Source organism: Maritimibacter sp. 55A14, assembly GCF_003122205.1.
Taxonomy (GTDB): Bacteria; Pseudomonadota; Alphaproteobacteria; order Rhodobacterales; family Rhodobacteraceae; genus QEYE01.
In genome coordinates, this window is the sequence record NZ_QEYE01000010.1 from 1 (window position 1) to 26,156 (window position 26,156).

The following is a 26,156-nucleotide window of genomic DNA, read 5'->3' on the forward strand; positions in this document are numbered from 1 at the left end:
TTCGGAAAATAGGGTTCCAGACGCGCCATCTGCGCGTCGCTCAGCCAGTAAAGATCAGACATGTCACCGCTCTGTTTTCAGGCGGTGAATCACGATGCTCGGCTGAAATCAATGGGTCCTGACCCTAACACGCTCGAACTGGCCGAGCACGTTGCGAAGATCGTCAGTCAGGTGCCCCCGTGCGCACATGACAATCTCCGCCGGCACGCCGTGTATTGCCTCGGCGACTGCTCCGGCGATACAGGCCAGCGTATCGGTATCTCCGCCAAGGCAAACTGCGGTGCGGACCGCGTCTTCCCAGTCCGTGCTCTCGAACGCGGCCGCGAGCGCGGGAGGCACTGTTCCCGCCGCCGAGACGTCAAAGCCGCCGCCCCTCAGCGCGACCTCGGGGCGCAAGTCGTAACCCCAGGTATCGCCGATCCACTCTCGAACCTCTGCGGCGGTGGCGCCCTGGCGAAGCGCCAGGATGGCACGCGCCACCGACTGAGCCGCCTTCACCGCATCTTCGTGATTGTGGCTAACCTCGGCCTGCGCGGCGGCGAGTGCGTCGGTCTCCGCCGCATCCGCGGCGAGCCAACCCACGGCGGCGACGCGCATCGGTGCGCCGTTGCCCCAGCTGCCGTAGGCCGGCGCCTCGTCGGTCAGCGCCCACCGGAGAAACATTCCCCCATAGCCTGCGTCCGGGTGTCGGCGCACATATGCGCGGAGTGTGGCTGCGAAGTCCCCCTGACACATGATGGCATCGGCCACCGCGACCGTGCACACCGTGTCGTCGGTGAAGCGGCAGTCGCGGTGGAATAGCTCGAACCCCTCCGGTGGCGCGGCGTGCCCCTCGAAGCGCGACCCGATGATGTCGCCTGCTATCGCGCCGATCATCTGTGTCTCCCGCCGGTTTTGTCCATCATGACGCGTTCCTCCCCGATCGGCGGGTGCTCCGGAACCAGATAGCGCGGCACGATCCACAGATAGGCGATCATGCCCAGGAGTTCGACGAGTGACTGAAGGACGATGACCACTGCCGCCGTGCTCGATTCCGGCCCCAGGGCCAGCACCAGCGGAAGTACGACAAAGGAGTTGCGGGTGCCGAAGGAGAATATGAGCGTCCTGCGCTCCGGCGCCGGTAGTCCCGCCACGCACCCCACCGTACACCCAAAAAGCGCAGCTGCGACCAGGTATGCCACGTAGATGCCTGCCACCTGCGCCAGAAGCGGCAGGGCATCACGCACCGCGTCGACTTGTGACGCGGCGATCAGGAACACGACGAGCGCCAGCAGTGGGATCGGCAGCCAACCGAGACGGCCCACGACATGCTGCCGTCCCGGCCGCGTCTCGGCCCACCGCTCAATCACGAATGCGGCGGCGAGGGGCAGCAGGATCAGCGTCACGAAAGCGGCAGCGACCCGATCGGCGGCGAGGAGTTCGAGGAATGTATCGCCCAGAAAGAGCCAAAGAAACACGGGCAGCAATGCGATTTGAACGAAGAGGAGGATCGGCGTTGCAGCAGCGGCGCGCAGGGCATCGCCGCGCCCAAGATGAGTAAAGGTGATGAACCAGTCGGTACAGGGCACGAGCAGCACGACGAGCACGCCCAGCTGGATCGCCGGGTTGTCGGGCAGAAACAAATACAGCGCCCAGACCAGGAGCGGCACCAAAACGAAGTTCCCGGCCAACATGGCACCAATGAAGCGGCGGTCGCGGGCGGCCTGCGGCAGGTGCACAAGAGGCACCTGCGTGAAGGTGGCGAAAAGTAACAGGCCCAGCACAGGCCAGAGCAGCATCTCGAACGCGCCCGCGACGCCGGGAACGAGCGTGCCCAACGCCAGCCCCAAAAGGATCGCAGCGAGATAGATCCAGACCTGGTGGCGTTCGAACTGTTGCAGCGTCATGGTCCTGTTCCGGTTGTCCCGAGGCGTGCCTCCCACCTGATACCGCGCGATCGGGCCAGAGACCAGCACAGGCAATCCGCCGACGCCTGGTGCGCCGGATCCTAACCCGCTTCCACCGGCAGGCGGGCCTCGATCCAGTCGGCCTTGCCCTCGTGATAGTCGCGGACTTTGCGATAGCCCAGTTGCAGCAGCCGATCAGCCGCGAGCGATGACCGCATGCACGGCCCGTTGCCGCAATACACCACGATCTCCGTGTCACGATCCGGTATCCGGATGGGCGCCTCCGACACAATGTCGTCGGAGCGAATGTTTATGGCGCCAGGCAAATGGGACTTGCGATAATGTGTGTCGGGCAGCGTGTCGACAAGGACGAACACGTCAGCCCGGTCGAGCTTTGCCTTCAGTTGGTCGCGTGAAATGCGGTCGGTCATGTGCGTCATCCTCCGTTCCGGTTCGGCTGGGACGATACCGGAAACGCCAGGCGGCACAGTCCCCAGAGGAACAGCCCGAACAGCAGATGCGGCACAAAGGAGCCAACGATCAACTGCGGTCCGACGACTAGGCCAAGCGGACCCCAGCCCACTATGGGAAAGAAGATCACCAGCACGCCGATCCACAGGACTAGCGCCAGCAGGGCTGCGTTGCGCAAGGTCAGGCTTTGGCGAAAAACCGCGACGAAAGCCATTGACCAGAAGGTAACATAGGCGAGGTGAAACAGCAGCCCGACGGGCGGCGGCAGTGACCGGCCGGCCAGTGTTTCTGCGAAGGCCAACCCGAGCGGCTTGGGAAGCGGCGAGACGCCCAGCTTCATCATGGTTATCATGATCACCGACAGCGCCACGCCGTTGGCAATGCCCAGCCCGAAGGCCCTGGCCCATTCACGGGTCGAGAGTCGGTGGAATTCCATGGTTAACCTCCTTTCGTTCTGCTATCGGCAGTATGGCCCGACGCACCTGCCTGCCATCTCTGTCAACCGTTGCCGAGGACGCTGGAGAGAGCTTTTCTCCACGGGCCTCCGGCGAGTCGCTTGTGCCCGGACCGCCGCATTTGCCGGATTGGCACGCGCAATCCCGCTCGGACGTCGTCGGGATGCCCCACGCGGAACGAGACCGGTAAAGAGCAAAACCGGCAACGGCGGTAGCCAGGATCAGCACTCCGGCAGTTCCGGCTGCGACCCAGGCGAGGCCGCCGGCGGCGACCAACCCTGCCACGATCGGCACAATCAGCGGCGCGCAGCAGAGCGCACAGGCCGCCAGTGCCGCGCCGCCGTATATCGCAGTAGGACGAAATGCGTGCTTCATCGCCCCGCCTCCGGGGTGCGGCCCTCGAAAGCGTCGAAAAGCTCCCACCCGGCCGCTTCGGCATGTCTCGGAGTGGTTACCGTCACCAGAAGGCGATCACCGATATTCTTGATATCGAAGGTCAGAAAGCTGCAGCACTCCGATTCCCGCGCAATGAGCGCGCTCACCTCGCCTTTCGCAGACCGGCGGAAATGGAGGCGAAGCACAAAGTCGCTCCGCTCGGACCGGAGCAGCGCTCGGCGCGCCAGATCACGGATTTCCGACAGGCGGTTTTCTAGGTTTTCCGGCTCCAATACGCAGGCGGCGGCAAGTGAGACGGCGCTCGGCGGACTTCCGGACGTCGGGCAGCACGGGTGGTGTTCGGGTGAAGAGCGCTTGATGGGTTCCATTGAGTTCTCCTTGACAACGCTCGGCCGAACATAGGACTTCAAGTAACTTGAGGTGCAACCGTGGAGTCTGCCCATGACCGATCACGAATCCGTGTTCTCAATCGGCGCCCTGGCCGAAGCAGCTGGGGTCTCGCCACCGACGATACGCTACTATGAGGAAATCAGGCTTATCCCGCCCGCGCGCCGCAGCGCCGCCGGCCACCGGCACTACACGCGGGAGGATGTGGACCGCCTGACATTTATTCGCCGGTGCCGGGACTTCGGATTCGGGCTTGACCAAATCCGGGTTCTGTCGAGCCTCGCGCTCAGCCCGGACAGGGATTGTGTCGAGGTTCGAGACATCGCCGCCGCGCATCTGACGGCGGTGCGTGCCAGAATGGTTGAACTGCGCAGCCTGGAACGGCAACTTCAGGAATTCGTCGAAACCTGCGAGGCTGCCTGCTGTGGTGGCCCTGGCCGCGACTGTGTTGCGCTGGCAGAACTCAAAACACGCTGACCGCCCGTCATCCGGGCAGGGCCTGTCGACCACTTCCGCACGTTCCTGAGCCAACCCGGGGTTTACCCGCGCAATGCGCAGATTGCTGCCATTGGGGCATGCGCGGCGAAAGCTCACTTTGTCCGCACAGCCGTCGTACCTTCCTTTGGCGCTCAAGGTCAGCTCTGGGGCACGTTGCCTTGGTGCGAATGACGAACCGGGCGGCTTTCAGCCGGGCGGATCACGCCGGACGCCGCGGCTTCCCTCACCCCGCTGGACCTGGCAGCGGCTAGAGATAGCTGCGCACCAGCGCGCCCGCCAGCAGGCTCCCGCCGTCGGCCATCACGAAGAAAGCCAGCTTGAACGGCAGCGACACGATCGCCGGCGGGACCATCATCATGCCCATCGACATCAGGACTGCCGCCACCACGAGGTCGATGATCAGGAAGGGCAGGAAGATCAGGAAGCCGATCTGGAAGGCGCGCGCCACCTCGCTGAGCATGAAGGAGGGGATCAGGACGGAGAGCGGCGCATCGCCCTCCGGCGCGCCGCCGGGTGCGGCCGGGCGCAGGTCGCGCATGGCGGCCAGCGTGTCCGGGTCCACCCGCGCGGACATGAAGCCGCGAAAGGGCTCCAGCGCGGCGGTGAGCGCCGGTTCCAGCTCCATCCGGCCGGCGGTCAGCGGCTCGATGCCCAGGCGCCAGGCGGCGGCGAGCAACGCGGAGAACCGCGTGATCGCCCGCGCGCGCCGGGTGCTCGGCACCTATGACCGTGCCGAGACGATGATCCAGGCCGGACTGTACGATCCGGGTTCCGATGCGGCGATCGACGAAGCGATCCGGCTCTGGCCGGGGCTCGACGCGTTTCTGTCGGAGGATGCGCCGGATGGCATCGCGGGGAGCTTCGCGCGCCTCGAAAGCCTGCTTGAGCCCGATGACGCGGCGGGGGCGGCGTCTGACGCCCGCGGCCTCAAGCCTAAAGCAGGGCTGTCAGGATCGAGCCCGCGGTGACCTGCCCGGTGCCCTGCAGGAGCGCCAGCGCGGTCATGCCGGGCGCGTTGGCGGGCGGGCCGGACTGTAGCTCCGAACGCAGCAGGAAGCTGCGTACGAGCTCCTCCATCCGGTCGGGATCGGCGAATTGCGCGACGCCCGCGTTGCCGAAGGCCGCGGCGGTGCGGGTTTGGAGAATTTCCACCTGGCGGTCCAGATCGAATGCGGCGAAGGCGCCGGGCAGCCCATAGGTCGTCTCGAAGACCTGGCGCAGCGGCGGCGAACCCAGAACCGACAGCCAGAGCGTCTTCGGGGCGTTGTCGCGCGCAGCCAGGTCCGCCAGTTCCCGCCGCACGTTGAGCGCCAGGCGGAAACTGGTATCGCGTTCGCCGACGGCAATCTCGAAACTGCGGGACTCGAATCGCGCGACGATATCTTCGGCGAAGACCGAAAGACCGGTACTGGGCACCTCGCCCGGCCCGAAGCGGAACGCTTCCGCGAGGGCGAGGTAGTTCTTGTTGGCGAGCCGGTTGGCCAGGGCCTCGCGGTCCTGGCTGCCGCCTTCGAGCACCTTGCGGATGAAGAAGCGGTTGTCGATGTCGTCCTGAAGGCCGAATGCGCCCAGCGCCACGCGCAGCGCGGCACGGTCCTCCACCAGTGCCTCGGCGGTGGTGAACGACGCGATCACTTCGCGGAAATGATCGGTGTCGCGGCGGATCGGTGTGGAGCGCGCGAAGCTTTCGCTCTGCGTCTCCAGCGTGCGGTTGAGGAATGTCCAGCCGGCGAGACCCGGCAACGGGACAACCGGCTGGAAATTCATCGCGGCGCAGCGGCCAGAAGCCGCTCCTCGCGCGGGATCAGGCTGCGCAGGGCCTTGAGCGCCGGGTAGAACCGCGCGGCCAGAAGATCGCGCGTCGCGGCGTCGAGCTGCCGCCGGCTGTCATGGTCCGTGAAAACCTGGCTGAGCTGCTCGATCCCGCGCAGGATCTGGATGCGCGCCTCATCGGGGTCGGAATCGCCCGACAGGACAAGCTGCATGATGTAGCAGACCCTGCGCACCGGCGTGTTCGCGGCCTCGGGGTGGATGGCGTCCCTGAGGCGCAGGATCTTGGCGTCCGGCGTAAGGATGCTGAGCCGCCCGCGCCGGGTGCCGTTCTCGATCACCGCGCCGTTGACGAGCACGCGCTCGTTCGGCCCCAGTTTGAGGACCAGCCCGCTCATGCCGCGGCCTCCCGCTGGCGCAGGCCGCGCATGATCGCGGTGTTGATCTCGATCAACGGCGCGGCATCGGCCTTGCCGCGCAGGATCTCGCCGCTGTGCTTGATGGTGAATTCGGCCAGGTAGAATATCTGCGCCCGAAGCTGGGGCGGCAGGGAATTGCCGGGTTCGGCTACATCCGCGGCGAGGATGGTCCAGAGCCGGCGGTTCTCGTGCAATGCCTCGGCAAGTTGCGACAGCCCGGTTCCGCCGGTTTCGGCTGCGGCACGAAGCCGGTGCGTGATGCGTGCGAAGGCCTCGTATTCGGTGCCTCGCGGCGTGCGGATGGGCGCGGTGGCCGCGCCATAGCCCATTTGTGCGGTTCGAGACGCATTCATCCGGTGTCCTCCGGCTTGGGGTCAGAAGGCGAGGCGGGACGGGAAGCGTCAGACCGCGCCCCGTCCCGATCCCGTTACCGGAACAGCGACAGGACGTTCTGCGGCTGCTGGTTGGCGATGGAGAGCGCCTGCGTGCCAAGCTGCTGCTGCACCTGCAGCGCCTGCAGCCGGGCCGAAGCCGCTTCCAGATCCGCATCCACGAGCGCGCCGATCCCCGCCTTGATCGAGTCGGTCAGGCGGTTCACGAACTCGCCCTGTTTCTCGATGCGGTTGAGCGAGGAGCCCAGCGCGGAGGCCCCGTCGATCGACGTCTGGATCAGCGTTTCGATCGCCGCCAACGAAGTGTCGGCGGCCGCCGGTGTGCTGACATCGACGGTCGTCAGGTCGAGACCGGTCTCGAAATCCACCGAGGCGACCGTGATGTTGGACGCGGTCACCGCGCCCGCCGCGTCACGGTCGAGCGAGGACAGGACGGTGATGCTGCCGCCCGCCGTGTTGAGCAGGTTCGCCCCGTTGAACTGTGCCGCGCCGATGACGGACGTGATCTGGCTCTTCAGTTCGGTCACATCGGCCGTGATCTTGGCGTTGTCCACGTTCTCGCCGGTGGCGGAAACCACCTTTTCCTTGATCTGGGTGAGAATGTCGGTGATCTGCTCCGCACCGGCCAGCGCGACGCCGACCGTGGATTCGCCCAGCGAAAGCGACTCGGAGATCGCGTTGAAGCCGCTCACATCCGATTCCATCACCTTCGAGATGGCGAAGACCGATGCGTTGTCGGCGGCCGAGCCGACCTTCTTGCCGGTGGAGATCTGGCTTTGCGTGTCTTCCAGATTGCCGTTGATCGTGCGCAGGGTCTGAAGCGCGACCATCGCGCTGGTGTTGGTGAGAATACTTGTCATTTTCTGCAAGTCCTTCAGTCATGGGACACCTTTGGTGCCCGGTTTGGTTCCGCCGCGTGTCGCGGCACTGAAGTCGTTCTGACCGATGCGGACTGCATTTTGTCGCGTTCCGCGCCATCCGATCCGGGATGCAAGGGGGAAACTGGGGCGGAATAGCTAACGGAATACTAAGATAGAACGGCGGGAAACTGCAGATTTTACGCGGTTTTTCGGCATATCTCAGGCCTTACGCTCGACACTGGGGCGGTCGGCGCCGAGGCTGCGGCGCCTGCCGCCGGTGTCGTAGGTGTCTAGCTGGTTCAGATTGCGCCGCAGCGCCGCCAGCCGGTTGCCCGCCATGCGCACGCCCGACATTGCGCCTTCCAGGAGCGTCTGGTTCCATTGTGCCGCCCGTTGCAGCGCGTGCCAGCGCCCGCGGTCGCGTATATCGCTGCTCTCCAGTGCGGTGACCAGGCGTTGCTTTTCGGGGATGATGACGGCCACCGCATTCAGGTCGCCATCGAGCAGGCAGCGCCGCTCGGTCTCCAGAAGCGTGTGAAGTGCGTCCATGTCATCGCGTCTCATCGCCGCGCTCCTTCAGGGCTGTGTAAATCGATTCGGCCAGTCCGATACCGCCGGAACGGACCATCTCGCGGGCCTGTTCGCGGACCAGGAAATCCGCGAACTGATCTTCGCCGGCGCCGCCGCCGAAACTTCCGCTTGTCTTTCCCAGCCCCGCGGATTTGAGCATTTCCGCGAGGAAAGCGGCCTCGAATTCCTGTGCGGCGTCGCGCAGGGCTGTGCGGTATGGGTCGTGCCGCCGCTGCGGACGGGGCGGAATGGATGTCCATCGGAGCCTCCGATTGGTTACAAGTTTCGGCAGTTTGGGGGGTGACGGTAAAGAACCGGTAACCTGCAATGCGTATTCCGGCGGCATTGCCAGATGTCGCCCGGAGACCGCAATGCAGCCAGATCTGCCCCTGAGGGCCCCTTATCCCGCCGCCTCTCCACAGGTGCCGCAATCGCAGGCGGCGCAATCCGTCCCGCAGACGGCCGCCGGTGCGGACCGCGCCGCGCGGGCGGCAGGTTTCGCACAATCCTATCGCTTGCTGGGCAGCGGCCAGCCGCACGATCCGCGCGTGGTGGCTGGCGGGTCCGCGGAAGTGCCGCCGGCCGAGCCGGGGCAGGACGATTCTCCCGTGCAGGACGCGGCGTTGCCTCTGCCGGGCGTGCAGGCCACGGAGGCGCCTCGTCCGGACATGGCCGGGCGAACAGGCCCTGGCCCGCGTCCTTCGCCGGGGGTGGCGTCCGCGACGCACTTGCCCACCCGTCCCGCGCCGGGCGCGGGCGGGCGTGCCGACACGGGCGTTGACCTTGCCGAAACGGCGCGGATGCCCTCGCCGGATATGGACGGGGGTGGCACCCCGTTGCCGATGGCTGATCCCGCGGCCCCCCCGGCGGCCGTGGCTTCCGTGGATTCTCCCACCGGGCTTCGGACCGGACAGGCGCCGGCAGCGGGCGCGACCGCGGTTCCTCTTGCCGGTGCGGCCGGGCCACCCGCCGATGCCACTGCCCCTACGCCACAAGCGCCCGTTGCAGAGGCGCCCGTTACCGTGATGTCCGCGCCGAAGACCGGCGCCGGCCGTTCTGAGCTCGGGACGACGCCCGCCACCCCGCCTGCCGCCCCGCCGGCCGCAGAGAGAGCCCTTCCGCATGGTGCCGCCCCGCTTGCGGCACCCTCCCGCGGCCCGGCGGCCGCGCAGCACGGCGTTCCAGCCGCGCACCAGGTGCGCATCCGCCAGCTCGACGCCGAACCGGTCGGGCGGGATCGCAAGGTGGCTGACATCGCGCTCGCCGATACCGGCGTCACGGGCCGTGGCGGCGAGATGCGCGCGCCGCCCGCCGGGGCGGAGCGCGCAGAGCAGCCGACGACGGCGCAGCTTGTCCGCGCCGTGGCGGCCCAGCTTGTCGATGGGTTTCGCGGTAGCTCCGCGCGCCATGTCGAGATCCTGCTGGAGCCGCGCGAGCTGGGTCATGTGCGCATGACGCTCAGCCTCTCCGACCAGGGCGGCAACGTCACGCTCACCGCCGACCGCCCGGAGACGCTCGACCTCATGCGCCGTCATATCGGAATTTTGTCACAGGAATTCGCCGATCTCGGCTATCGCGGCGTGGAGTTCAGCTTTGCCGGAGGGGGCGGGCAGGACGCAGGCGACGGGCGGCATGCCGCCGGGGGCGGTGTTGGCGCCGCGCCCGCCGGGGCGCCTGCCGCCGAGCCGCAGGCCGTAGCGGCGGCCGGGATGCAGATGGCGCTGCCGCTCTCCGATGGCGCGCTCGATATCAGGCTCTGAAAGGACAGATAATGGAAATCACCCAGAAGTTCGCCGCCAGCACGGCCGCCGCGACCGCTGCACCCGGTGCCGAGCCGGCGTCGCTGATCGCGTCGGATTTCACCACTTTCCTGCGCATGCTCACGGTGCAGATGCAGAACCAGGATCCGCTCGATCCGATGAGTACCGAGCAGTTCGCGACGCAACTCGCCACCTTTTCGGGGGTGGAACAGCAGGTGCGGTCCAACGACCTGCTGAGCAGGATCGCGGATCAGTTGGGTTTCTCCGGGCTGGGTGGTTTCGCGGACTGGGTCGGCAAGGAAGCGCTGGCCAACATGCCCGTGCGCTTCGACGGCAGCCCGGTCGATATCCGGCCTGACATTGCCGTGGGCGCCGATGCCGCTCGGCTCGTGGTGCGCGACGCGGGTGGCAACGTCCTGCGGAGCGAGGCGCTGTCGCCGGATGCCGAGGCGCTGCGCTGGCCGCCGGAGGGCGCCGAGGGCATGCCGCCGGGACTCGTCCGCTTCGATGTGGAAAGCTACCAGGGCGGGACGCTTCTCGATATCCGCCCGGCGCAGGTCTATGCCGAGGTACAGGAGACGCGTCTGGTGGATGGCGCGCCGGCTCTGGTCTTTGCCGGCGGCGCGACGCTGGCCCCGGATCAGGTCACAGCGCTGCGCCAGCCCGGAGGTTGAGCGGAACGCGGCGACTCCGCGTGACCATGCGCGCCTGCCCGCGCGTCCTGCGGTCCTGCGGAGCTGGTCAGGTCCAGCGCCCACGCCCGTTAAAGCCCCTGCCAGAACGTCAGCGCCGCAGCCGCCAGGCCCGCGCCCAGAAGCGTGAAGAAGAGCGGATGGCCCCGACGCGCCGGCAACTCGGGCTCGGGCGGGTCCATCTGCGCCATGATCGCGGTTTCCACCAGCCGCGGCAGGCGCGGGCCGAAGCGCGCCAGAACCAGCGCGGTGGCGCGCAGGTCGCGGGCCAAAGCGCGGGGGCCGACATTGCGGCGGATGTAGTCTTCAACGACCGGGCCGGCGACCTCCCAGATGTTGATGCTGGGATGCAGCGACCGGGCCACGCCTTCCACCACGACCATCGTGCGTTGCAGCAGGATCAGCTCGGTCCGGGTCTCCATGCCGAATCGCTCGGTCACCTCGAAGAGATAGGCCAGCAGCCTGGCCATCGAGATCTGTGTCGCATCCATGCCGAAGATCGGCTCGCCCACCGAACGGAGCGCCTGCGCGAAGGCGTCGATGTCGCGGTCGGCGGGAACGTAACCGGCCTCGAAATGAACTTCGGCCACGCGGCGGTAATCCTTGCGGATGAAGCCCATCAGGATCTCGGCATAGACGCGGCGGGTGTATTCGTCGATGCGCCCCATGATCCCGTAGTCGAGCGCGATCAGATCGCCGTTCTCGGCCACCTTGAGGTTGCCCTGATGCATGTCAGCGTGAAAATACCCGTCGCGCAGCGCGGTTCTGAGAAAGATCTGGAGTACCCGGCTGCCCAGCCCCGCGAGATCCTGACCGGCGGCGCGCAGAGCCTCCACATCGCCGATCGGCACCCCTTCGGCCCAGTCGAGCACCATCGCCCGGCGCCCGGACAGAGGCCAGTGCACCGCCGGCACGGTGAAGCCCGGATCGTCGGCCGTGGTGGTGCGGAATTCGTCGCCCGCCGAGGCTTCCATCCGCAGGTCCAGCTCCTTCATAACCACGCTCTCGAAATGCGCGATGACCTCCACCGGGCGCAGTCGCCGGGCGCCCGGCGCCAGGCGCTGCACCAGACCGGCGACGAAATAGAAGGCGTCGATATCGCGGCGGAAGGCGCGTTCGATCCGCGGGCGCAGTACCTTTACCGCGACCTCCTGGCCGGTACCGCGCAACCGCGCCTTGTGGACCTGCGCGATGGAGGCGGCGGCGACCGAGTCGCTGAACTCGGTGAATATCTCGTCTGCGTCGGTTCCGATCTCGTGCGCGAAGCTCTGCTTGGCGATCTCGGTCGGGAAGGGCGGCAGCCGGTCCTGAAGCACGCGAAGCTGGCTGGCGATTTCCGAACCCACGACGTCCGGGCGGGTGGAGAGGATCTGGCCGAACTTGATATAGGCCGGCCCCATCGCCGAGAGTGACCGGGCCACCGGCGGCAGCGACGGATTGCCCGACCGGGCGAGGAAGTGGAACGGCCAGCTCAGCACCCGGATCGCCACTTTCAGGTATCCAGGCGCGTTGAGTTCGTTCAGCACCACGGCCATCGCGCCGTTGCGTTCGAAGGTGGCGCCGGTGCGTATCAGCGCGAGAATATTGTGTGGGCCGCGCAAGACTCAGAGCTTCCAGCCGGAATGCAGCGCCGCGACGCCGAACGTCAGGTTGCGGAATTTTACATTCTCGAACCCCGCCCGGCGGATCATCGCGGCGAAATTTTCCTGGTCGGGAAACCTGCGGATGCTTTCCACGAGGTACTGATAGCTGTCGCGGTCGCCGGCGATGGCCTGGCCCATGCGCGGGATGACGTTGAAGGAATAGCGGTCATAGGCCCATTGCAGCCCCGGATTGGGGATCTGGCTGAACTCCAGCACCATCAGCCGCCCGCCGGGGCGCAGCACGCGGAATGCCTCGGCCAGCGCGTCCGGGATGCGGGTGACGTTCCGGATGCCGAAGGATATCGTGTAGACGTCGAAACTGCCATCCGCGAAGGGCAGGGCCATCGCATCGCCCACGATCCAGTCGAGCCGGTCGGAGAGCGCCTCGGCGTCGGCGCGCTTGCGGCCCTCCACCAGCATACTTTCGGTCATGTCGAGCACGGTCGCATGGGCCTCGGGCGCGCGCTTGAGGAAGCGGAAGGCGATATCGCCCGTGCCCCCCGCCACATCGAGCAGTTTTTGCCCGTTGCGTGGCGCGAGCCAGTCCATCATCGCGTCTTTCCAGACCCGGTGAATGCCGAAACTCATTGCGTCGTTCATCACGTCGTACCGGGACGCGACATTGGTGAACACGCCTTGCACCATGCCCGCCTTCTGGTCCTCCGGCACGGTCTGGTAGCCGAAATGTGTGGTCTTGGGGTCGTCGTCGGTCATGGGCCTTGCACTCGGGCTGCACTCCCCCTCCTTATAGGGCGCTGACAGGGCGGAGCAATGCGTCCTTTCCGAACGGAGGCCGGAATGCCGGAACTGCCAGAGGTCGAGACCGTCCGCCGCGGACTGGAGCCGGTGATGGCCGGCCGGATCATCCTGCGGGTCGAAACCCGGCGGCCCGATCTGCGCTGGCCATTGCCCGCGAGGATGGCCGAGCGGCTGACGGGCCGTCGCGTGCTGCGGTTGGGGCGGCGGTCGAAATACCTGTTGGCCGATCTCGATAGCGATGAGACGCTGATCGTCCATCTGGGCATGTCCGGGCGGCTGCTAGTCAGCCTTCCGCAATCGGGGCGTGCGACGGTGGCGCAGTTCCTCCACGCCCATCCCGCACCGCAACGGCACGACCATGTCGTGCTGGACATGGAGAGCGGCGCGCGAATCACGTTCAACGACGCAAGGCGGTTCGGCGCGATGGACCTCGTGGCGACGGATGCCGTTGCGTCACACCGCCTGCTCGCCGGTCTGGGCCCCGAGCCGCTGGGCAACGATTTTCACGAAACCTATCTCGCGGCGCGGCTGGCCGGCCGCCGGATGCCAATGAAGGCCGCGCTCCTGGATCAGCGCGTCGTCGCCGGTCTGGGCAACATCTATGTCTGCGAGGCGCTGTGGCGGGCCGGGATATCGCCCCGACGAAAAGCGGGAAATCTTTCGGAAAAACGCATTTCTGCGCTGACGGACCATATCCGCGCGACGCTGCGCGACGCGATCGACGCCGGCGGGTCGAGCCTTCGCGACTACCGCCAGACGGATGGCGAACTGGGCTACTTTCAGCACACCTTCGCCGCCTACGGGCGCGCGGGCGAGCCGTGCCGCAAATCCGATTGCGCGGGCGTGATCGGACGCATCGTGCAGTCCGGGCGATCGACTTTCTATTGTCCGAAATGCCAGAGATAGCTTGAAAACCCCTGCCGAGGTGGTAGGGACTTCGACCCGGATAACCATGAAGGGTGCCACACATGGCCTATGAGACGCTCATCGTCGAGATCGAGGACCACGTCGCGCTGATCAAGCTCAACCGCCCCGATGCGCTCAACGCGCTCAACAGCACCTTGCTGGGGGAACTCACCAAAGCACTGAAATCCGCCGAGAAGAACGACAAGGTCCGGGCGATCGTCCTGACCGGGTCGGACAAGGCTTTCGCCGCGGGCGCCGACATCAAGGAGATGGCGGAGAAGTCCTTTGTCGATGTCTACATGACCAATCTCTTCGGCACCGAGACCGACGAGATGCTGAAGGTCCGCAAGCCCGTCATCGCGGCGGTGGCGGGTTACGCGCTTGGCGGCGGTTGCGAACTGGCGATGATGTGCGATTTCATCATTGCCGCGGATACCGCGAAATTCGGTCAGCCCGAAATCAACCTGGGTGTCATCGCCGGGATCGGCGGCACACAGCGGCTGACAAAATTCGTCGGCAAGTCGAAATCCATGGACATGCACCTGACGGGCCGGTTCATGGATGCCGAGGAGGCCGAGCGTTCCGGGCTGGTCAGCCGGGTCGTTCCCGCCAAGAAGCTCATGGAAGAAGCGATGTCCGCGGCCCAGAAGATCGCCGAGAAATCGCGCATCACGGCCGCCGCCGCCAAGGAAGCGGTGAACCGCGCCTACGAGACGCCACTCTCCGAAGGGTTGCTCTTCGAGCGCCGGCTCTTCCATTCGCTTTTCGCCACCGAGGACCAGAAGGAGGGCATGTCCGCGTTCCTGGAAAAGCGGCAGCCGCAGTTCCGCGACAAATAGCGTGGAAAAGGGCTGGCGGGGCGTTGACTCGGGGCGAAACCGGGTCTAGAAGCCGCATCTCAGTTTTCGTGACAAAAGAACCGGAAGTCGAACATGGCCAATACGCCCCAATCCAAGAAGCGTGCCCGCCAGGCCGAGCGCCGCACCGCTGTGAACAAGGCGCGCCGGTCGCGGATCCGCACCTTCCTGCGCAAGGTCGAGGAAGCCATCGCCAGCGGCGATCAGGGCGCGGCCTCGGCGGCGCTGCGCGACGCCCAGCCGGAGCTGATGCGCGGCGTCAGCAAGGGCGTTCTGCACAAGAACACCGTGGCGCGGAAGATCTCGCGCCTATCCTCGCGGGTCAAATCCCTGAGCGCCTGACGACAACGCGACAGAAAAATGAACGGGACGTGCCCTGCGGCGCGTCCCTTTTTCGTGTTCTGCGCAAATTCGCACGGAAATCCATTCGAACATGTGCCCGTTTTGGCAGGCATGTAACAGAAATGTAGATTCGGCCGAGAAAGCTCAGAGTCAAGCGCAATGAAATCTTGCCGCTCCGCAGGCGGGCTTGCTAGCTTCCTGAGGCGATTCCAGACTGCCTTCGGGGATGACTGCCATGAGCGCGGGACCACGTCCAAGCGTAGCTAACCTGTTGCCGGACGAAACCTGGTCTCAGTTGTCTGAGACGCCGGATGCCGTGCTCGTCGATGTGCGCACGAAACCGGAATGGAGTTTCGTCGGCATCCCCGACCTGTCGCCACTCGGGCGTTCCGTTCTGTTGAGCGAGTGGCGTCAATACCCGGATATGTCTGTAAACCCGGAATTCGCCTCGGCACTGATCGACGGTCTTGGGGATAAGCTGCCCTCCAGGATCTTCTTCATCTGCCGGTCGGGCGCGCGATCCATGGAAGCTGCCACCGCCGTCTCGGCGGAGCTTGGAAAGCGCGGCCTGTCGGCAGAGTGCATCAACGTGGCGGAAGGATTCGAGGGCGACCTGGACGCGGAGAACCACCGAGGCACTGCCAATGGATGGCAGGCGCGGGGGCTGCCCTGGAGGCAGTCCTGAGCAGATAGAAAAACGGATCAAATATGACGGATGACACCTGGGGACGTGTGCAATCGGAACTTCAACGGACAATCGGAAAGGATGCCTTCAAAACCTGGATCGAACCTCTTGAGCTGAGCGCCATCGAAAATGGTGTCGCCCGTTTCCTCGTACCGACCTCGTTCATCGGGAACTGGGTGTCGCGTAATTTCGGTGACGATCTGCTGAGGATTTTCGGCCGCAACGATGCCAAGGTACATCGCCTGGATTTCAATGTGCGCTCGACCCGCGCACCCGGCCCTGCGAAATCGCAACAGCGCGCCGACACCTCGAAGAGCAACCTTCAGGCTGTCGTCAACGAGGCCGCCAACCCCGCTGCCGCGGGCGGCGGCAATGGCGGGGTGCCGGGCTCGCCGCTTGACGCGCGCTTCACCTTCGACAGTTTCGTGGTCGGCAAGCCCAACGAGCTGGCCCATGCCGCCGCGCGCCGCGTCGCCGAGGGCGGGCCGGTAACATTCAATCCGTTCTTCCTCTATGGCGGGGTGGGGCTGGGCAAGACTCATCTTATGCACGCCATCGCCTGGGAGCTGTCGCGCCGCAACCCGGCGGCCAAGGTCGTCTACCTGTCGGCGGAGCAATTCATGTACCGTTTCGTGCAGGCGCTGCGGTTCAAGGACATGATCGGCTTCAAGGAGATTTTCCGGTCGGTCGATGTGCTGATGGTCGATGACGTGCAGTTCATCGCCGGCAAGGACAGCACGCAGGACGAGTTCTTCCACACCTTCAACGCGCTGGTGGAGCAGAACAAGCAGATCATCATTTCCGGCGATCGTTCTCCCAGCGAGATGAACGACCTGGACGACCGCATCAAGTCGCGCCTGCAATGGGGACTGGTCGTCGATCTGCACCCGACCGATTACGAGCTGCGCCTGGGTATCCTTCAGCAGAAGGTCGAGAACCACCGCGAAATGTATCCCGATCTGCGCATCGCCGATGGCGTGCTGGAATTTCTGGCGCATCGCATATCGACCAATGTGCGGGTGCTGGAAGGCGCGCTGACGCGGCTCTTCGCCTTCGCCTCGCTGGTCGGGCGGGAGGTGACGCTCGACCTGGCCCAGGATTGCCTGGCCGACATCCTGCGTGCCTCCGACCGTAAGGTCACGATCGACGAGATCATCCGCAAGGTGGCCGACCACTACAACCTGCGCCTCTCGGACCTGCTGTCGGCGCGGCGCACGCGGACCATCGCGCGGCCCCGGCAGGTGGCGATGTTCCTGTCGAAGACGCTGACCTCCAAGTCGCTGCCCGAGATCGGGCGCCGTTTCGGCGGCCGCGACCACACCACGGTGATCCATGCCGTGCGCAAGATCGAGGAACTCAAGGCGCATGACAACCAGATCGCCGAGGATGTGGAGCTTTTGCGCCGCATGCTGGAAGCCTGAGCACGGGGGCGCGATGCCGCGCCCCTTGACCCTCCGGCCCGTTCGTCAGACAGTCCAGAAAACTATTGTGTCGCGGGCGGGTTCGGCTAATCTCGCCGCCCCGGCAGGCGGAGGGAACGAGGGCCATGAAGATCAGCATCGAACGCGGCGCGCTTGTGAAAGCGATGGCTCAGGCGCAATCGGTCGTCGAGCGGCGCAACACCATTCCGATCCTCGCGAATGTGCTGATCGAAGCCGAGGAGAATGCCGTCAGTTTCCGCGCCACCGACCTGGATATCGAAGTGGTCGACAAGGCGGTGGCCCATGTCGAACGGCCCGGCGCAACCACCGTGGCCGCGCATATCCTGCACGAGATCGTCCGCAAGCTGCCCGACGGCGCGCAGGTGACGCTGGTTGACGATCCGGCCTCGGGTCGGCTGGAGGTCAGCGCGGGGCGCTCCAACTTCTCGCTCGCCACATTGCCGAAGGAAGATTTCCCGGTCATGGCGAGTTCGGAATACTTGGCGAATTTCGCCGCCCCCGCGCCGGTCCTGCGGCGGCTCTTCGACAAATCGAAATTCGCGATCTCCACCGAGGAGACACGCTATTACCTCAACGGCGTCTACATGCATGTGGCCGATGGCGAGGACGGCAAGGTGCTGCGCTGCGTGGCCACCGACGGGCACCGGCTGGCGCGGATCGACGCGCCGCTGCCCGACAATTCCGGGGACATGCCGGGCGTGATCGTGCCGCGCAAGACCGTGGGCGAACTGCGCAAGCTTCTGGAGGATGACGACGCGGTGATCGCGGTGTCGGTGTCGGAGACCAAGGTGCGCTTCGCGACGCCGGAGATCACCCTGACCTCCAAGGTGATCGACGGCACCTTCCCCGACTACACGCGGGTCATTCCCGTGGGCAACACCCGCAAGCTGGAGGTCGATGCCTCGGAGTTCGCCAAGGCCGTGGACCGGGTGGCGACCGTCAGTTCGGAACGCTCGCGCGCCGTGAAGCTTGCGCTCGACGAGGACCGGCTGGTGCTGTCGGTCAACGCGCCCGACAGCGGTGCGGCCGAGGAGGAACTGGCCGTGGCCTATGGCGACGAGCGTCTGGAGATCGGGTTCAACGCGAAGTACCTGCTGGAGATCGCCAGTCAGGTGGACCGGGAGAACGCGGTCTTCCTGTTCAATTCCTCGGGCGATCCGACCCTGATGCGCGAGGGCAATGACACATCGGCGGTCTATGTGGTCATGCCGATGCGCGTGTGACGCCTGCCGGGAGCCTCCGGCGGGAGTATTTTTGGAAAGATGAAAAGGGCGGTCCATGCCCGGCCTTCACCTGTCCGCCCTGACGCTGTCGCATTTCCGATCGCACCTGCGTGCCAGCCTGTCGCTCGACGCGCGGCCGGTGGCGATTTTCGGGCCGAACGGCGCGGGCAAGACCAATATCCTGGAGGCGGTCTCGCTTCTGTCGCCGGGGCGCGGGCTGCGGCGTGCGGCGGCGGGGGAACTGGCGCGCACGCCGGGCGGGATCGGCTGGAAGGTCACCGCGCGGACTGGCGGGCCGGGGGCCGGGCACGAGATCGAGACCTGGGCCGAACCGGAGGCGCCGCGACAGCTGCGCATCGACGGCAAGCCGGCGGCGCAGGTTGCGTTGGGCCGGCTTCTGCGCGTGCTCTGGCTGGTGCCGGCGATGGACCGGCTCTGGATCGAGGGCGCGGAGGGGCGGCGGCGCTTTCTCGACCGAATGGTTATGAGCTTCGTGCCCGAGCATGCCGAGGCGGTCCTGGCCTATGAGAAGGCGATGCGGGAGCGCAACCGGCTGCTCAAGGACATGGTGCGCAATGCCGCCTGGTACGGCGCGCTCGAGACGCAGATGGCCGAGAGCGGCGCGGCAATCATGGCCAACCGCCGGTTCGCGCTGGCGCGTCTCGACCGCGCGCAGCGGGGCGCCGCGACGGCCTTCCCGGCGGCGGCGCTGGACCTGGCCGGGCCGGAGGGGCCGGAGGGGGCCGGGGCGCTGGCCGCTGCCCTGGCCGAGGGGCGCCCCGCCGATCTGCGCGCGGGCCGCAGCCTGACCGGCCCGCACCGCACCGATCTGGAGGCGGTCTATGCCGAAAAGGCGATCGCGGCGAAGCTCTGTTCCACGGGCGAGCAGAAGGCGCTGCTGATCTCGCTCGTCCTGGCCAATGCGCGCGCCCTGGCGGAGGATACCGGCGCGCCGCCGGTGCTGCTGCTCGACGAGGTGGCCGCGCATCTTGACGCCGACCGGCGCGCGGCGCTCTATGACGAAATCGCGGCGCTGGGCGCGCAGGCCTGGATGACCGGCACCGGACGCGAACTCTTCGCCGATCTGGGCGGACGGGCGCAGTTTCTGGAAGTGACCGCCGAGAACGGCGACTCGAGGATTACGAAGGAGGGATAGGCCATGAGCCCACAGCGCGTGTCACTGATCACACTGGGCTGCCGCGATCTGCCGCGGGCGCGGGCCTTCTACGAGGCGCTGGGCTGGCGTGCGTCGCCGGAGAGCCAGGAGGCGGTCGTCTTCTTCCAGATGAAGGGCATGGTGCTGGGGCTTTTCGGGCTGCGGGATCTGGCCGCCGACCAGGGCCGGCCGGATGCGCCGCTGGGCGTCGGCGCGGTGACGCTGGCGCAGAACTTCGCCACACGGGCCGAGGTGGACGCAGCATATGCCGCGTCGCTGGACGCGGGGGCCGAAGGTCTGAAGCCGCCGCAAGAGGTATTCTGGGGCGGCTATTCGGGCTATTGGGCCGATCCCGAGGGGCATGTCTGGGAGGTCGCGATGAACCCGTTCTGGCCGCTTTCCGAGGACGGTACGCTGACCCTGCCGGAGCCGGAGTGACCATATCCATTGGGGAAATGGCGCTCTATTCCGGGGCGCTGCTGATCCTCTTTCTTACGCCGGGGCCGGTCTGGGTGGCGGTGATCGCGCGCGGCATTTCCGGCGGCTTCCACGGGGTCTGGCCGCTGGCGCTGGGCGTGAGCCTGGGCGACATGATCTGGCCGTTTCTGGCGATTTTCGGGGTAAGCTGGATCGTTTCGGTCTATGCCGATTTCCTGACGGTCCTGCGCTATGCCGCCTGTCTGCTCTTCCTGGCGATGGGGGGGCTGCTGATCCGCCATGCTGGTCATAATGTGAGCGGCGGAGACAGCCGCCTGACGCGACCCGGCGTCTGGGCGGGCTTCTCGGCCGGGGTGATGGCGATCCTGGGCAATCCCAAGGCGATCCTGTTCTACATGGGGATGCTGCCGGGTTTCTTCGACATGTCGCGGATCACCGCCGCGGACATCGCCGCGATCTGCGCCGCGTCGATGGTGGTGCCGCTTCTGGGAAATCTCGCGCTGGGCCTCTCACTGTCGCGCGCGCGCGCCTTGATGCGCTCGCCCGGGGCTCTGAAGCGGCTCAATCAGGGGGCGGGGCTGCTGCTGATCGCGGTGGGTCTGATCATCGCGCTGAGTCCGGTCTGACGCACCCGATTCGAATCCTTTCAACACATTGAAATAAAAAGAAAAATAACGGTGCTTGCCGCGTGACATTCGGGGGCAAACCCTCTATTCTTCGGCCCATAAAAAAGGGGAAATCCGCAGATGACGGACAAGGATCAGGCCGGGCGGGATTACGGCGCAGATTCCATCAAGGTTCTCAAGGGCTTGGAGGCCGTGCGCAAACGGCCGGGCATGTATATCGGGGACACCGATGATGGCTCGGGTCTGCATCACATGGTCTACGAAGTGGTGGATAACGGCATCGACGAGGCGCTCGCCGGTCATGCCGATCTGGTGACCGTCACGATCCATGCAGATGAGAGCGTTTCGGTTACCGACAACGGCCGCGGCATCCCCGTCGATCTGCACAAGGAGGAAGGGGTCTCGGCCGCCGAGGTCATCATGACCCAGCTTCACGCGGGCGGGAAGTTCGACCAGAATTCCTACAAGGTGTCGGGCGGGCTGCACGGCGTTGGCGTCTCGGTGGTCAACGCGCTCTCCGACTGGCTGGAGTTGCGCATCTGGCGCGCCGGCAAGGAGCATTTCGCCCGCTTCGAGCGCGGCGAGACGGCGAAGCATCTGGAAGTGGTCGGCGACTCGGCGGGCAAAACCGGGACCGAAGTGCGTTTCCTGGCTTCGACCGACACGTTTTCCGACCGCGATTACAGCTTCAAGACGCTGGAACACCGGCTGCGCGAGCTGGCCTTCCTCAATTCCGGCGTCCGCATCAGGCTGCGCGACGAACGGCCGGTGGAGCCCGAGGAGATCGAACTGCATTACGAAGGCGGGGTGCGGGAATTCGTCCGTTACATCGACCGCAACAAGTCGCCGCTGATCGAGGCGCCGATCTATATCGAGGGCGAGCGTGACGGCATCGGGCTCGAGGTGGCGCTCTGGTGGAACGACAGCTATCACGAGGCGGTCCTGCCCTTCACCAACAACATCCCGCAGCGCGACGGCGGCACCCACATGGCCGGGTTCCGGGGCGCGCTGACGCGCACCATCAACACCTATGCGGCCAGTTCCGGTCTGGCCCGCAAGGAGAAGGTCAGCTTCACGGGCGACGATGCCCGCGAAGGCTTGACCTGCGTCCTGTCGGTCAAGGTGCCGGACCCGAAATTCAGTTCGCAGACCAAGGACAAGCTGGTCAGCTCTGAAGTGCGCCCCGCTGTCGAGGGGCTGATGAACGAGAAACTGGCGGAATGGTTCGAGGAGCATCCGGCCGAGGCCAGGCATATCGTCGGGAAGATCGTCGAGGCGGCGCTGGCGCGCGAGGCGGCCCGCAAGGCGCGCGAACTGACACGGCGCAAGACGGCGATGGACGTGGCCTCGCTGCCGGGCAAGCTGGCCGATTGCCAGGAAAAGGATCCCGCCCTGTCGGAGATTTTCCTGGTGGAGGGCGATAGCGCCGGCGGCTCGGCCAAGCAGGGCCGGGCGCGGGCCAACCAGGCGGTGCTGCCCCTACGCGGGAAGATCCTGAACGTGGAGCGCGCGCGCTTCGACCGGATGCTGTCGAGCCAGGAGATCGGCACGCTGATCACGGCGCTGGGCACCGGGATCGGCCGCGACGAGTTCAATATCGACAAGCTGCGCTACCACAAGATCGTCATCATGACCGATGCCGATGTCGACGGCGCGCACATCCGGACGCTGCTGCTGACCTTTTTCTTCCGGCAGATGCCCGAGCTCATCGAGCGCGGGCATCTCTATATCGCGCAGCCGCCGCTCTACAAAGTCAGCCGCGGCAAGTCCGAGGTTTATCTGAAAGACCATCCTGCGCTTGAGGACTACCTGATCGGGCAGGGTGTCGAGGGGGTCGTGCTGAAGCTTGGCTCGGGCGAGGAGATCATCGGGCAGGATCTGGCCCGCGTGGTGGAGGAGGCCCGCACGGTGCGCCGCATCCTGCAGGCTTTCCCCACGCATTACCCCAGCCACATCATCGAACAGGCGGCGATCGCCGGGGCGCTTCTGCCTGGACAGATGGACGACAGCCCGCAGGCCACCGCCGACGCCGTGGCCGCCCGTCTGGACCTGATCGCGCTGGAATACGAGCGCGGCTGGCAGGGCCGGCCGACGCAGGATGCCGGATTGCGCTTCACCCGGATCCTTCGCGGGGTGGAGGAGGTGCGCACGCTTGACGGCGCGGTGTTGCGCTCGGGCGAGGCGCGCAAGCTGGGCTCCCATACCGGCAGCCTGCAGGAAGTATACGGCCAGCCCGCGCGGCTCCACCGCAAGGAAAAGTCGGAACTGATCCACGGGCCATCGGAACTGCTGGACGCGATTCTCGCCGAGGGTGAGAAGGGCCTGTCTTTGCAACGCTACAAGGGGCTGGGGGAGATGAACCCGAACCAGCTCTGGGAGACGACGCTCGACCCGGAGGCACGCACGCTGTTGCAGGTGCGGGTGGATGACCTGGCCGATGCAGACGACCTCTTCACCAAACTAATGGGCGATGTCGTGGAACCGCGCCGCGAGTTCATCCAGAAAAACGCGCTGAGCGTGGAGAACCTGGATTTCTGAGGTCGCGCATCAGGGTCCGGGGGTGGTTCCCAGATGGACCCGCCCCCGGCGCGCAGCCAGTTCCACCTGGCGCTGGCGTTCGCGGAAGCGGGCGCGGGCGGCCTCGGAATACTCGTCCGTGCAATGGTGGCAGGCCACGCCTTCCTCATAGGCGGGATGCGCACGGTCGGCGGGCGCCAGCGGACGCCGGCAGGCATGGCAGAGCAGATGCGGACCCTCGCGCAGCCCGTGTTCAACCGATACGCGCCGGTCGAAGACGAAACAGGCGCCGCGCCACAGGCTCTCGGCCTCGGGCACCTCTTCGAGATATTTCAGGATGCCGCCCCTGAGGTGATAGACTTCCTCAACCCCTTGGCCGATCAGGAAATTTGTCGATTTCTCGCAGCGGATGCCGCCGGTGCAGAACATCGCGATACGCTTGCCGGCGAAGCGCGCGCAGTTGGCCGCCCACCAGGCGGGGAAGTCGCGGAACCGCTCGTTGCCCGGATCGATGGCGCCCTCAAAGCTTCCGATCGCCACCTCGTAGGCGTTGCGGGTGTCGATCACCGCCACGTCGGGGGCCGAGACCAGCGCGTTCCAATCCGACGGATCCACGTAACGCCCGGTGCCCGCGCGCGGATCGACATCGGGTTGGCCCATCGAAACGATCTCGCGCTTGAGGAGCACCTTCATGCGTCCGAACGGCATGTCCGACGCCGCGCTTTCCTTGTGCTCCAATGCCGCGAGACCCGGAATGGCGCGGATATGGGCGAGCGCAAGGTCAATGCCCGTGCGCGGCCCGGCAATGGTGCCATTGATCCCCTCGCGCGCCAGCAGGACCGAGCCGCGTATCCCCTCAGCCTCGCAGAGCGCCAGGAGCGGCGCGCGCAGCGCGCGCGGGTCGGGCAGCGGGGCGAAATGGTAGAGGGCGGCGACGACGATCCGGGACATGGCCGGTGACATAGCGCCGATGCGCGGGCGGGCGCAACGGCATTGACGCAAATGACTCGCCTGCTACCTGACAGAGCAGGAGGAATGCCATGACATGCCCTGCCAACGAAGCCCTGATCGTGATCGATGTGCAGAACGATTTCTGCGAAGGCGGCGCGCTGGAAGTGCCGGACGGCGACGCTGTCGTGCCGCGCATCAACGCGCTGATGGAGAAATACCAGACGGTGGTGCTGACCCAGGACTGGCACCCGGCCGATCACAGTTCCTTCGTTTCGCAGCATGAGGGGAACGAGCCATTCCAGATGGTCGAGATGGAGTATGGCCCGCAGATCCTCTGGCCCGATCACTGCGTACAGGGCACCTCCGGCGCAGAATTCCACCCCGACCTGAACACCGATCCTGCCCAGCTTGTCATCCGCAAGGGTTTCCGCCGCGGCGTGGACAGCTATTCCGCATTCTTCGAGAACGACCATGAGACGCCGACGGGTCTGGACGGCTACCTGCGAAGCCGCAGCGTGGACACCGTGACGCTGGTCGGGCTGGCCACGGATTTCTGCGTGCAGTTCTCGGCCACCGACGCTGCCCGGCTGGAGTTTCGCACCGTCGTCGTCGAGGATGCCTGCCGGGCCATCGACATGGACGGCTCATTGGAGGAGGCGCGCAGCGCCATGCTGGACGCCGGCGTGCGGATCGACTGACTGGACAGGCCCTGCCGCGCTTGCTTTAACGGGGGCCTGTCACGGAGGCCCCCATGGTCGATATCGCCACGCGCGTCTATAACCACCATTGGAAGATCGACCCGATCGTGCGGTCGCTGATCGACACGGATTTCTACAAGCTGTTGATGTGCCAGTCGATTTTCCGGAACCGGCCGGACACACAGGTCACGTTTTCGCTGATCAACCGCACCACGAAGATCCCGCTGGCCGATCTGGTGGACGAGGGCGAGTTGCGCGAGCAGCTCGACCATATCCGCTCGCTCTCGCTCTCGCGGGGGGAGAGCACCTGGCTGCGCGGCAACATGTTCTACGGCAAGCGGCAGATGTTCCGCCCCGACTTCATGGAATGGTTCGAGGGGCTGCGCCTGCCGCCCTATCACCTGGAACGAGTGGGCGACCAGTACGAGCTGACCTTCGAGGGCCAGTGGCCCGAGGTGATGCTGTGGGAGATCCCGGCGCTCGCGGTGCTGATGGAGTTGCGCTCGCGCGCGGTGCTGAACCGGATGGGCAAATTCGAGCTACAGGTGCTTTATGCCCGCGCCATGACCAAGCTGTGGGAGAAAGTGGAGCGCCTGCGCGGGCTGGACGGGCTGCGGCTGGCCGATTTCGGCACCCGCCGCCGGCATTCCTTCCTGTGGCAGGACTGGTGCGTACAGGCGATGATGGAAGGGTTGGGCGGCAAGTTCGCCGGCACCTCCAACTGCAAGATCGCCATGAATCGCGAGGTCGAGGCGATCGGCACCAACGCCCATGAATTGCCGATGGTCTATGCCGCGCTGGCCGAGAGCGACGACGAGCTGGCGCAGGCACCCTACCGCGTGCTCTCGGACTGGCACGAGGAGCACGAAGGCAACCTGCGCATCATCCTGCCCGACACGTTCGGCACCGAGGGCTTCCTGAAGCGCGCGCCCGACTGGCTGGCGCGCTGGACCGGCATCCGCATCGATTCCGGCGACCCGGCGCAGGGCGCGGAGACGGCGATCGCCTGGTGGAAGAGCCGGGGCGAGGACCCGCGCGAGAAGCTGATCATCTTCTCCGACGGGCTGGACGTGGAGAAGATCATCGAGTTGCAACGCAAATTCGCGGGTCGGGCCAAGGTCAGCTTCGGCTGGGGGACGCTCCTGACCAACGATTTCCGCGGGCTGGTGCCCGGCGACGCGCTGGCGCCTTTCTCGCTGGTCTGCAAGGCCGTCGCGGCCGAGGGCCGGCCGACGGTCAAGCTCTCCGACAATCCGCTCAAGGCGATGGGGCCGGAGGTCGAGGTGGAGCGTTACAAACGGGTGTTTGGCGTCGGGGAGCAGGAGGCGATGGAGGTGGTGGTTTGACGTATTTGTAT

Annotated in this window: 30 protein-coding genes and 1 pseudogene; 16 read left to right on the plus strand and 15 right to left on the minus strand. The window is 66.0% G+C overall.

The window, feature by feature from the left end; translation table 11 throughout:
* Window positions 1–108: 108 nt before the first annotated feature.
* The 5 genes from DDZ14_RS09825 to DDZ14_RS09845 all read right to left on the minus strand — a co-directional run bounded on the left by DDZ14_RS09825 (window position 109) and on the right by DDZ14_RS09845 (window position 3,576).
* Window positions 109–876, minus strand: a complete 768-nt coding sequence (locus DDZ14_RS09825) for an ADP-ribosylglycohydrolase family protein (RefSeq protein WP_109424801.1) — start codon at window positions 874–876, stop codon at window positions 109–111.
* Complete coding sequence (locus DDZ14_RS09830) at window positions 873–1,886, minus strand: arsenic resistance protein (RefSeq protein ID WP_109424802.1); 1,014 nt, start codon at window positions 1,884–1,886, stop codon at window positions 873–875. The genes DDZ14_RS09825 and DDZ14_RS09830 overlap by 4 nt, the downstream gene beginning before the upstream one ends.
* Before the next feature lie 101 nt (window positions 1,887–1,987).
* On the minus strand, window positions 1,988–2,317 hold the full coding sequence (locus DDZ14_RS09835) for a rhodanese-like domain-containing protein (protein ID WP_109424950.1): 330 nt from the start codon (window positions 2,315–2,317) through the stop codon (window positions 1,988–1,990).
* Between the two features lie 5 nt (window positions 2,318–2,322).
* On the minus strand, window positions 2,323–2,793 hold the full coding sequence (locus DDZ14_RS09840) for a hypothetical protein (RefSeq protein WP_109424803.1): 471 nt from the start codon (window positions 2,791–2,793) through the stop codon (window positions 2,323–2,325).
* A 390-nt stretch (window positions 2,794–3,183) separates the two neighbouring features.
* Complete coding sequence (locus DDZ14_RS09845) at window positions 3,184–3,576, minus strand: hypothetical protein (RefSeq protein ID WP_146193125.1); 393 nt, start codon at window positions 3,574–3,576, stop codon at window positions 3,184–3,186.
* 73 nt (window positions 3,577–3,649) lie between these two features.
* Between DDZ14_RS09845 and DDZ14_RS09850 the strand changes: the two genes are divergently transcribed.
* The gene (locus DDZ14_RS09850) at window positions 3,650–4,072 is read left to right on the plus strand and encodes a helix-turn-helix domain-containing protein (RefSeq protein WP_109424805.1); all 423 of its coding nucleotides are present in this window, start codon (window positions 3,650–3,652) and stop codon (window positions 4,070–4,072) included.
* A gap of 268 nt (window positions 4,073–4,340) precedes the next feature.
* Here DDZ14_RS09850 and DDZ14_RS09855 read toward each other — a convergent pair.
* A pseudogene (locus tag DDZ14_RS09855) lies at window positions 4,341–4,757 on the minus strand (flagellar biosynthetic protein FliP); the annotation flags it as partial.
* A gap of 25 nt (window positions 4,758–4,782) precedes the next feature.
* On the opposite strand from DDZ14_RS09855, the gene DDZ14_RS19980 reads away from it, so the two are divergent.
* Entirely contained in the window at window positions 4,783–5,061 is a 279-nt protein-coding gene (locus DDZ14_RS19980; RefSeq protein ID WP_109424806.1) for a hypothetical protein, read from the plus strand.
* On the opposite strand, the gene DDZ14_RS09865 is transcribed toward DDZ14_RS19980, so the two are convergent.
* The 6 genes from DDZ14_RS09865 to DDZ14_RS09890 form a co-directional block, all read right to left on the minus strand.
* The gene (locus tag DDZ14_RS09865) at window positions 5,027–5,836 is read right to left on the minus strand and encodes a DUF1217 domain-containing protein (RefSeq protein WP_233252540.1); all 810 of its coding nucleotides are present in this window, start codon (window positions 5,834–5,836) and stop codon (window positions 5,027–5,029) included. The two genes, DDZ14_RS19980 and DDZ14_RS09865, sit on opposite strands and share 35 nt — an antisense overlap.
* A gap of 20 nt (window positions 5,837–5,856) precedes the next feature.
* Window positions 5,857–6,261 carry a flagellar biosynthesis repressor FlbT gene (gene flbT / locus DDZ14_RS09870; protein WP_109424808.1) on the minus strand — a complete coding sequence of 135 codons (405 nt, stop codon included), beginning with the start codon at window positions 6,259–6,261 and terminating at the stop codon, window positions 5,857–5,859.
* A complete protein-coding gene (gene flaF / locus DDZ14_RS09875; RefSeq protein ID WP_109424809.1) occupies window positions 6,258–6,635 on the minus strand; it encodes a flagellar biosynthesis regulator FlaF in 378 nt (125 codons plus the stop codon). The genes flbT and flaF overlap by 4 nt, the downstream gene beginning before the upstream one ends.
* A 74-nt stretch (window positions 6,636–6,709) precedes the next feature.
* Complete coding sequence (locus tag DDZ14_RS09880) at window positions 6,710–7,534, minus strand: flagellin (protein ID WP_109424810.1); 825 nt, start codon at window positions 7,532–7,534, stop codon at window positions 6,710–6,712.
* Between the two features lie 219 nt (window positions 7,535–7,753).
* On the minus strand, window positions 7,754–8,098 hold the full coding sequence (locus tag DDZ14_RS09885; protein ID WP_109424811.1) for a flagellar protein FlgN: 345 nt from the start codon (window positions 8,096–8,098) through the stop codon (window positions 7,754–7,756).
* A complete protein-coding gene (locus tag DDZ14_RS09890) occupies window positions 8,085–8,396 on the minus strand; it encodes a rod-binding protein (RefSeq protein ID WP_369914857.1) in 312 nt (103 codons plus the stop codon). The genes DDZ14_RS09885 and DDZ14_RS09890 overlap by 14 nt, the downstream gene beginning before the upstream one ends.
* 952 nt (window positions 8,397–9,348) lie before the next feature.
* On the opposite strand from DDZ14_RS09890, the gene DDZ14_RS19670 reads away from it, so the two are divergent.
* A complete protein-coding gene (locus DDZ14_RS19670) occupies window positions 9,349–9,864 on the plus strand; it encodes a flagellar hook-length control protein FliK (protein ID WP_158275497.1) in 516 nt (171 codons plus the stop codon).
* Between the two features lie 11 nt (window positions 9,865–9,875).
* The gene (locus DDZ14_RS09900; protein WP_109424813.1) at window positions 9,876–10,538 is read left to right on the plus strand and encodes a flagellar hook capping FlgD N-terminal domain-containing protein; all 663 of its coding nucleotides are present in this window, start codon (window positions 9,876–9,878) and stop codon (window positions 10,536–10,538) included.
* Window positions 10,539–10,627: 89 nt separating this feature from the next.
* Here the strand turns inward: DDZ14_RS09900 and ubiB are convergent, their stop codons facing one another.
* On the minus strand, window positions 10,628–12,157 hold the full coding sequence (gene ubiB / locus DDZ14_RS09905; protein WP_109424814.1) for a 2-polyprenylphenol 6-hydroxylase: 1,530 nt from the start codon (window positions 12,155–12,157) through the stop codon (window positions 10,628–10,630).
* A gap of 3 nt (window positions 12,158–12,160) precedes the next feature.
* On the minus strand, window positions 12,161–12,913 hold the full coding sequence (gene ubiE / locus DDZ14_RS09910) for a bifunctional demethylmenaquinone methyltransferase/2-methoxy-6-polyprenyl-1,4-benzoquinol methylase UbiE (protein WP_109424815.1): 753 nt from the start codon (window positions 12,911–12,913) through the stop codon (window positions 12,161–12,163).
* Window positions 12,914–12,997: 84 nt separating this feature from the next.
* On the opposite strand from ubiE, the gene mutM reads away from it, so the two are divergent.
* The 10 genes from mutM to gyrB all read left to right on the plus strand — a co-directional run bounded on the left by mutM (window position 12,998) and on the right by gyrB (window position 23,171).
* Window positions 12,998–13,864: a bifunctional DNA-formamidopyrimidine glycosylase/DNA-(apurinic or apyrimidinic site) lyase gene (gene mutM / locus DDZ14_RS09915; protein ID WP_109424816.1), complete on the plus strand. Its 867-nt coding sequence runs from the start codon at window positions 12,998–13,000 to the stop codon at window positions 13,862–13,864.
* Between the two features lie 62 nt (window positions 13,865–13,926).
* Window positions 13,927–14,703 (plus strand): enoyl-CoA hydratase, encoded by a 777-nt coding sequence (locus DDZ14_RS09920; RefSeq protein WP_109424817.1) that lies wholly within the window; start codon window positions 13,927–13,929, stop codon window positions 14,701–14,703.
* A 93-nt stretch (window positions 14,704–14,796) separates the two neighbouring features.
* Entirely contained in the window at window positions 14,797–15,063 is a 267-nt protein-coding gene (gene rpsT / locus DDZ14_RS09925; protein WP_109424818.1) for a 30S ribosomal protein S20, read from the plus strand.
* A 235-nt stretch (window positions 15,064–15,298) separates the two neighbouring features.
* Window positions 15,299–15,748 (plus strand): rhodanese-like domain-containing protein, encoded by a 450-nt coding sequence (locus DDZ14_RS09930; protein WP_109424953.1) that lies wholly within the window; start codon window positions 15,299–15,301, stop codon window positions 15,746–15,748.
* Between the two features lie 23 nt (window positions 15,749–15,771).
* Window positions 15,772–17,169 carry a chromosomal replication initiator protein DnaA gene (dnaA, locus tag DDZ14_RS09935; RefSeq protein ID WP_109424819.1) on the plus strand — a complete coding sequence of 466 codons (1,398 nt, stop codon included), beginning with the start codon at window positions 15,772–15,774 and terminating at the stop codon, window positions 17,167–17,169.
* A 125-nt stretch (window positions 17,170–17,294) separates the two neighbouring features.
* Window positions 17,295–18,413, plus strand: coding sequence for a DNA polymerase III subunit beta (dnaN, locus tag DDZ14_RS09940; protein ID WP_109424820.1), 1,119 nt, complete (start codon window positions 17,295–17,297; stop codon window positions 18,411–18,413).
* A 55-nt stretch (window positions 18,414–18,468) separates the two neighbouring features.
* The gene (gene recF, locus DDZ14_RS09945) at window positions 18,469–19,569 is read left to right on the plus strand and encodes a DNA replication/repair protein RecF (protein WP_109424821.1); all 1,101 of its coding nucleotides are present in this window, start codon (window positions 18,469–18,471) and stop codon (window positions 19,567–19,569) included.
* A 3-nt stretch (window positions 19,570–19,572) separates the two neighbouring features.
* Entirely contained in the window at window positions 19,573–20,007 is a 435-nt protein-coding gene (locus DDZ14_RS09950) for a VOC family protein (RefSeq protein WP_109424822.1), read from the plus strand.
* Window positions 20,004–20,633 carry a LysE family translocator gene (locus tag DDZ14_RS09955; protein ID WP_109424823.1) on the plus strand — a complete coding sequence of 210 codons (630 nt, stop codon included), beginning with the start codon at window positions 20,004–20,006 and terminating at the stop codon, window positions 20,631–20,633. Before DDZ14_RS09950 ends, DDZ14_RS09955 begins: the two co-directional genes overlap by 4 nt.
* Window positions 20,634–20,753: 120 nt before the next feature.
* The gene (gyrB, locus tag DDZ14_RS09960) at window positions 20,754–23,171 is read left to right on the plus strand and encodes a DNA topoisomerase (ATP-hydrolyzing) subunit B (protein WP_109424824.1); all 2,418 of its coding nucleotides are present in this window, start codon (window positions 20,754–20,756) and stop codon (window positions 23,169–23,171) included.
* A gap of 9 nt (window positions 23,172–23,180) precedes the next feature.
* On the opposite strand, the gene DDZ14_RS09965 is transcribed toward gyrB, so the two are convergent.
* Window positions 23,181–24,101: a rhodanese-related sulfurtransferase gene (locus DDZ14_RS09965; protein WP_109424825.1), complete on the minus strand. Its 921-nt coding sequence runs from the start codon at window positions 24,099–24,101 to the stop codon at window positions 23,181–23,183.
* Window positions 24,102–24,190: 89 nt separating this feature from the next.
* Between DDZ14_RS09965 and pncA the strand changes: the two genes are divergently transcribed.
* Both pncA and pncB read left to right on the plus strand, forming a co-directional pair.
* Window positions 24,191–24,799: a bifunctional nicotinamidase/pyrazinamidase gene (pncA, locus tag DDZ14_RS09970; RefSeq protein ID WP_109424826.1), complete on the plus strand. Its 609-nt coding sequence runs from the start codon at window positions 24,191–24,193 to the stop codon at window positions 24,797–24,799.
* 53 nt (window positions 24,800–24,852) lie between these two features.
* Window positions 24,853–26,145 (plus strand): nicotinate phosphoribosyltransferase, encoded by a 1,293-nt coding sequence (gene pncB / locus DDZ14_RS09975; protein WP_109424827.1) that lies wholly within the window; start codon window positions 24,853–24,855, stop codon window positions 26,143–26,145.
* The last annotated feature ends 11 nt before the right edge of the window (window positions 26,146–26,156 follow it).

Excerpts from the sequence above, each read along its gene's own strand:
- DDZ14_RS09825 (WP_109424801.1), bottom strand. The coding sequence starts at position 876 with ATGATCGGCGCGATAGCAGGCGACATCATCGGGTCGCGCTTCGAGGGG.
- DDZ14_RS09830 (WP_109424802.1), bottom strand. The coding sequence starts at position 1,886 with ATGACGCTGCAACAGTTCGAACGCCACCAGGTCTGGATCTATCTCGCT.
- DDZ14_RS09835 (WP_109424950.1), bottom strand. The coding sequence starts at position 2,317 with ATGACCGACCGCATTTCACGCGACCAACTGAAGGCAAAGCTCGACCGG.
- DDZ14_RS09840 (WP_109424803.1), bottom strand. The coding sequence starts at position 2,793 with ATGGAATTCCACCGACTCTCGACCCGTGAATGGGCCAGGGCCTTCGGG.
- DDZ14_RS09845 (WP_146193125.1), bottom strand. The coding sequence starts at position 3,576 with ATGGAACCCATCAAGCGCTCTTCACCCGAACACCACCCGTGCTGCCCG.
- DDZ14_RS09850 (WP_109424805.1), top strand. The coding sequence starts at position 3,650 with ATGACCGATCACGAATCCGTGTTCTCAATCGGCGCCCTGGCCGAAGCA.
- flbT (WP_109424808.1), bottom strand. The coding sequence starts at position 6,261 with ATGAGCGGGCTGGTCCTCAAACTGGGGCCGAACGAGCGCGTGCTCGTC.
- flaF (WP_109424809.1), bottom strand. The coding sequence starts at position 6,635 with ATGAATGCGTCTCGAACCGCACAAATGGGCTATGGCGCGGCCACCGCG.
- DDZ14_RS09880 (WP_109424810.1), bottom strand. The coding sequence starts at position 7,534 with ATGACAAGTATTCTCACCAACACCAGCGCGATGGTCGCGCTTCAGACC.
- DDZ14_RS09885 (WP_109424811.1), bottom strand. The coding sequence starts at position 8,098 with ATGAGACGCGATGACATGGACGCACTTCACACGCTTCTGGAGACCGAG.
- DDZ14_RS09900 (WP_109424813.1), top strand. The coding sequence starts at position 9,876 with ATGGAAATCACCCAGAAGTTCGCCGCCAGCACGGCCGCCGCGACCGCT.
- ubiE (WP_109424815.1), bottom strand. The coding sequence starts at position 12,913 with ATGACCGACGACGACCCCAAGACCACACATTTCGGCTACCAGACCGTG.
- mutM (WP_109424816.1), top strand. The coding sequence starts at position 12,998 with ATGCCGGAACTGCCAGAGGTCGAGACCGTCCGCCGCGGACTGGAGCCG.
- DDZ14_RS09920 (WP_109424817.1), top strand. The coding sequence starts at position 13,927 with ATGGCCTATGAGACGCTCATCGTCGAGATCGAGGACCACGTCGCGCTG.
- rpsT (WP_109424818.1), top strand. The coding sequence starts at position 14,797 with ATGGCCAATACGCCCCAATCCAAGAAGCGTGCCCGCCAGGCCGAGCGC.
- DDZ14_RS09930 (WP_109424953.1), top strand. The coding sequence starts at position 15,299 with ATGAGCGCGGGACCACGTCCAAGCGTAGCTAACCTGTTGCCGGACGAA.
- dnaA (WP_109424819.1), top strand. The coding sequence starts at position 15,772 with ATGACGGATGACACCTGGGGACGTGTGCAATCGGAACTTCAACGGACA.
- dnaN (WP_109424820.1), top strand. The coding sequence starts at position 17,295 with ATGAAGATCAGCATCGAACGCGGCGCGCTTGTGAAAGCGATGGCTCAG.
- recF (WP_109424821.1), top strand. The coding sequence starts at position 18,469 with ATGCCCGGCCTTCACCTGTCCGCCCTGACGCTGTCGCATTTCCGATCG.
- DDZ14_RS09950 (WP_109424822.1), top strand. The coding sequence starts at position 19,573 with ATGAGCCCACAGCGCGTGTCACTGATCACACTGGGCTGCCGCGATCTG.
- gyrB (WP_109424824.1), top strand. The coding sequence starts at position 20,754 with ATGACGGACAAGGATCAGGCCGGGCGGGATTACGGCGCAGATTCCATC.
- DDZ14_RS09965 (WP_109424825.1), bottom strand. The coding sequence starts at position 24,101 with ATGTCCCGGATCGTCGTCGCCGCCCTCTACCATTTCGCCCCGCTGCCC.
- pncA (WP_109424826.1), top strand. The coding sequence starts at position 24,191 with ATGACATGCCCTGCCAACGAAGCCCTGATCGTGATCGATGTGCAGAAC.
- pncB (WP_109424827.1), top strand. The coding sequence starts at position 24,853 with ATGGTCGATATCGCCACGCGCGTCTATAACCACCATTGGAAGATCGAC.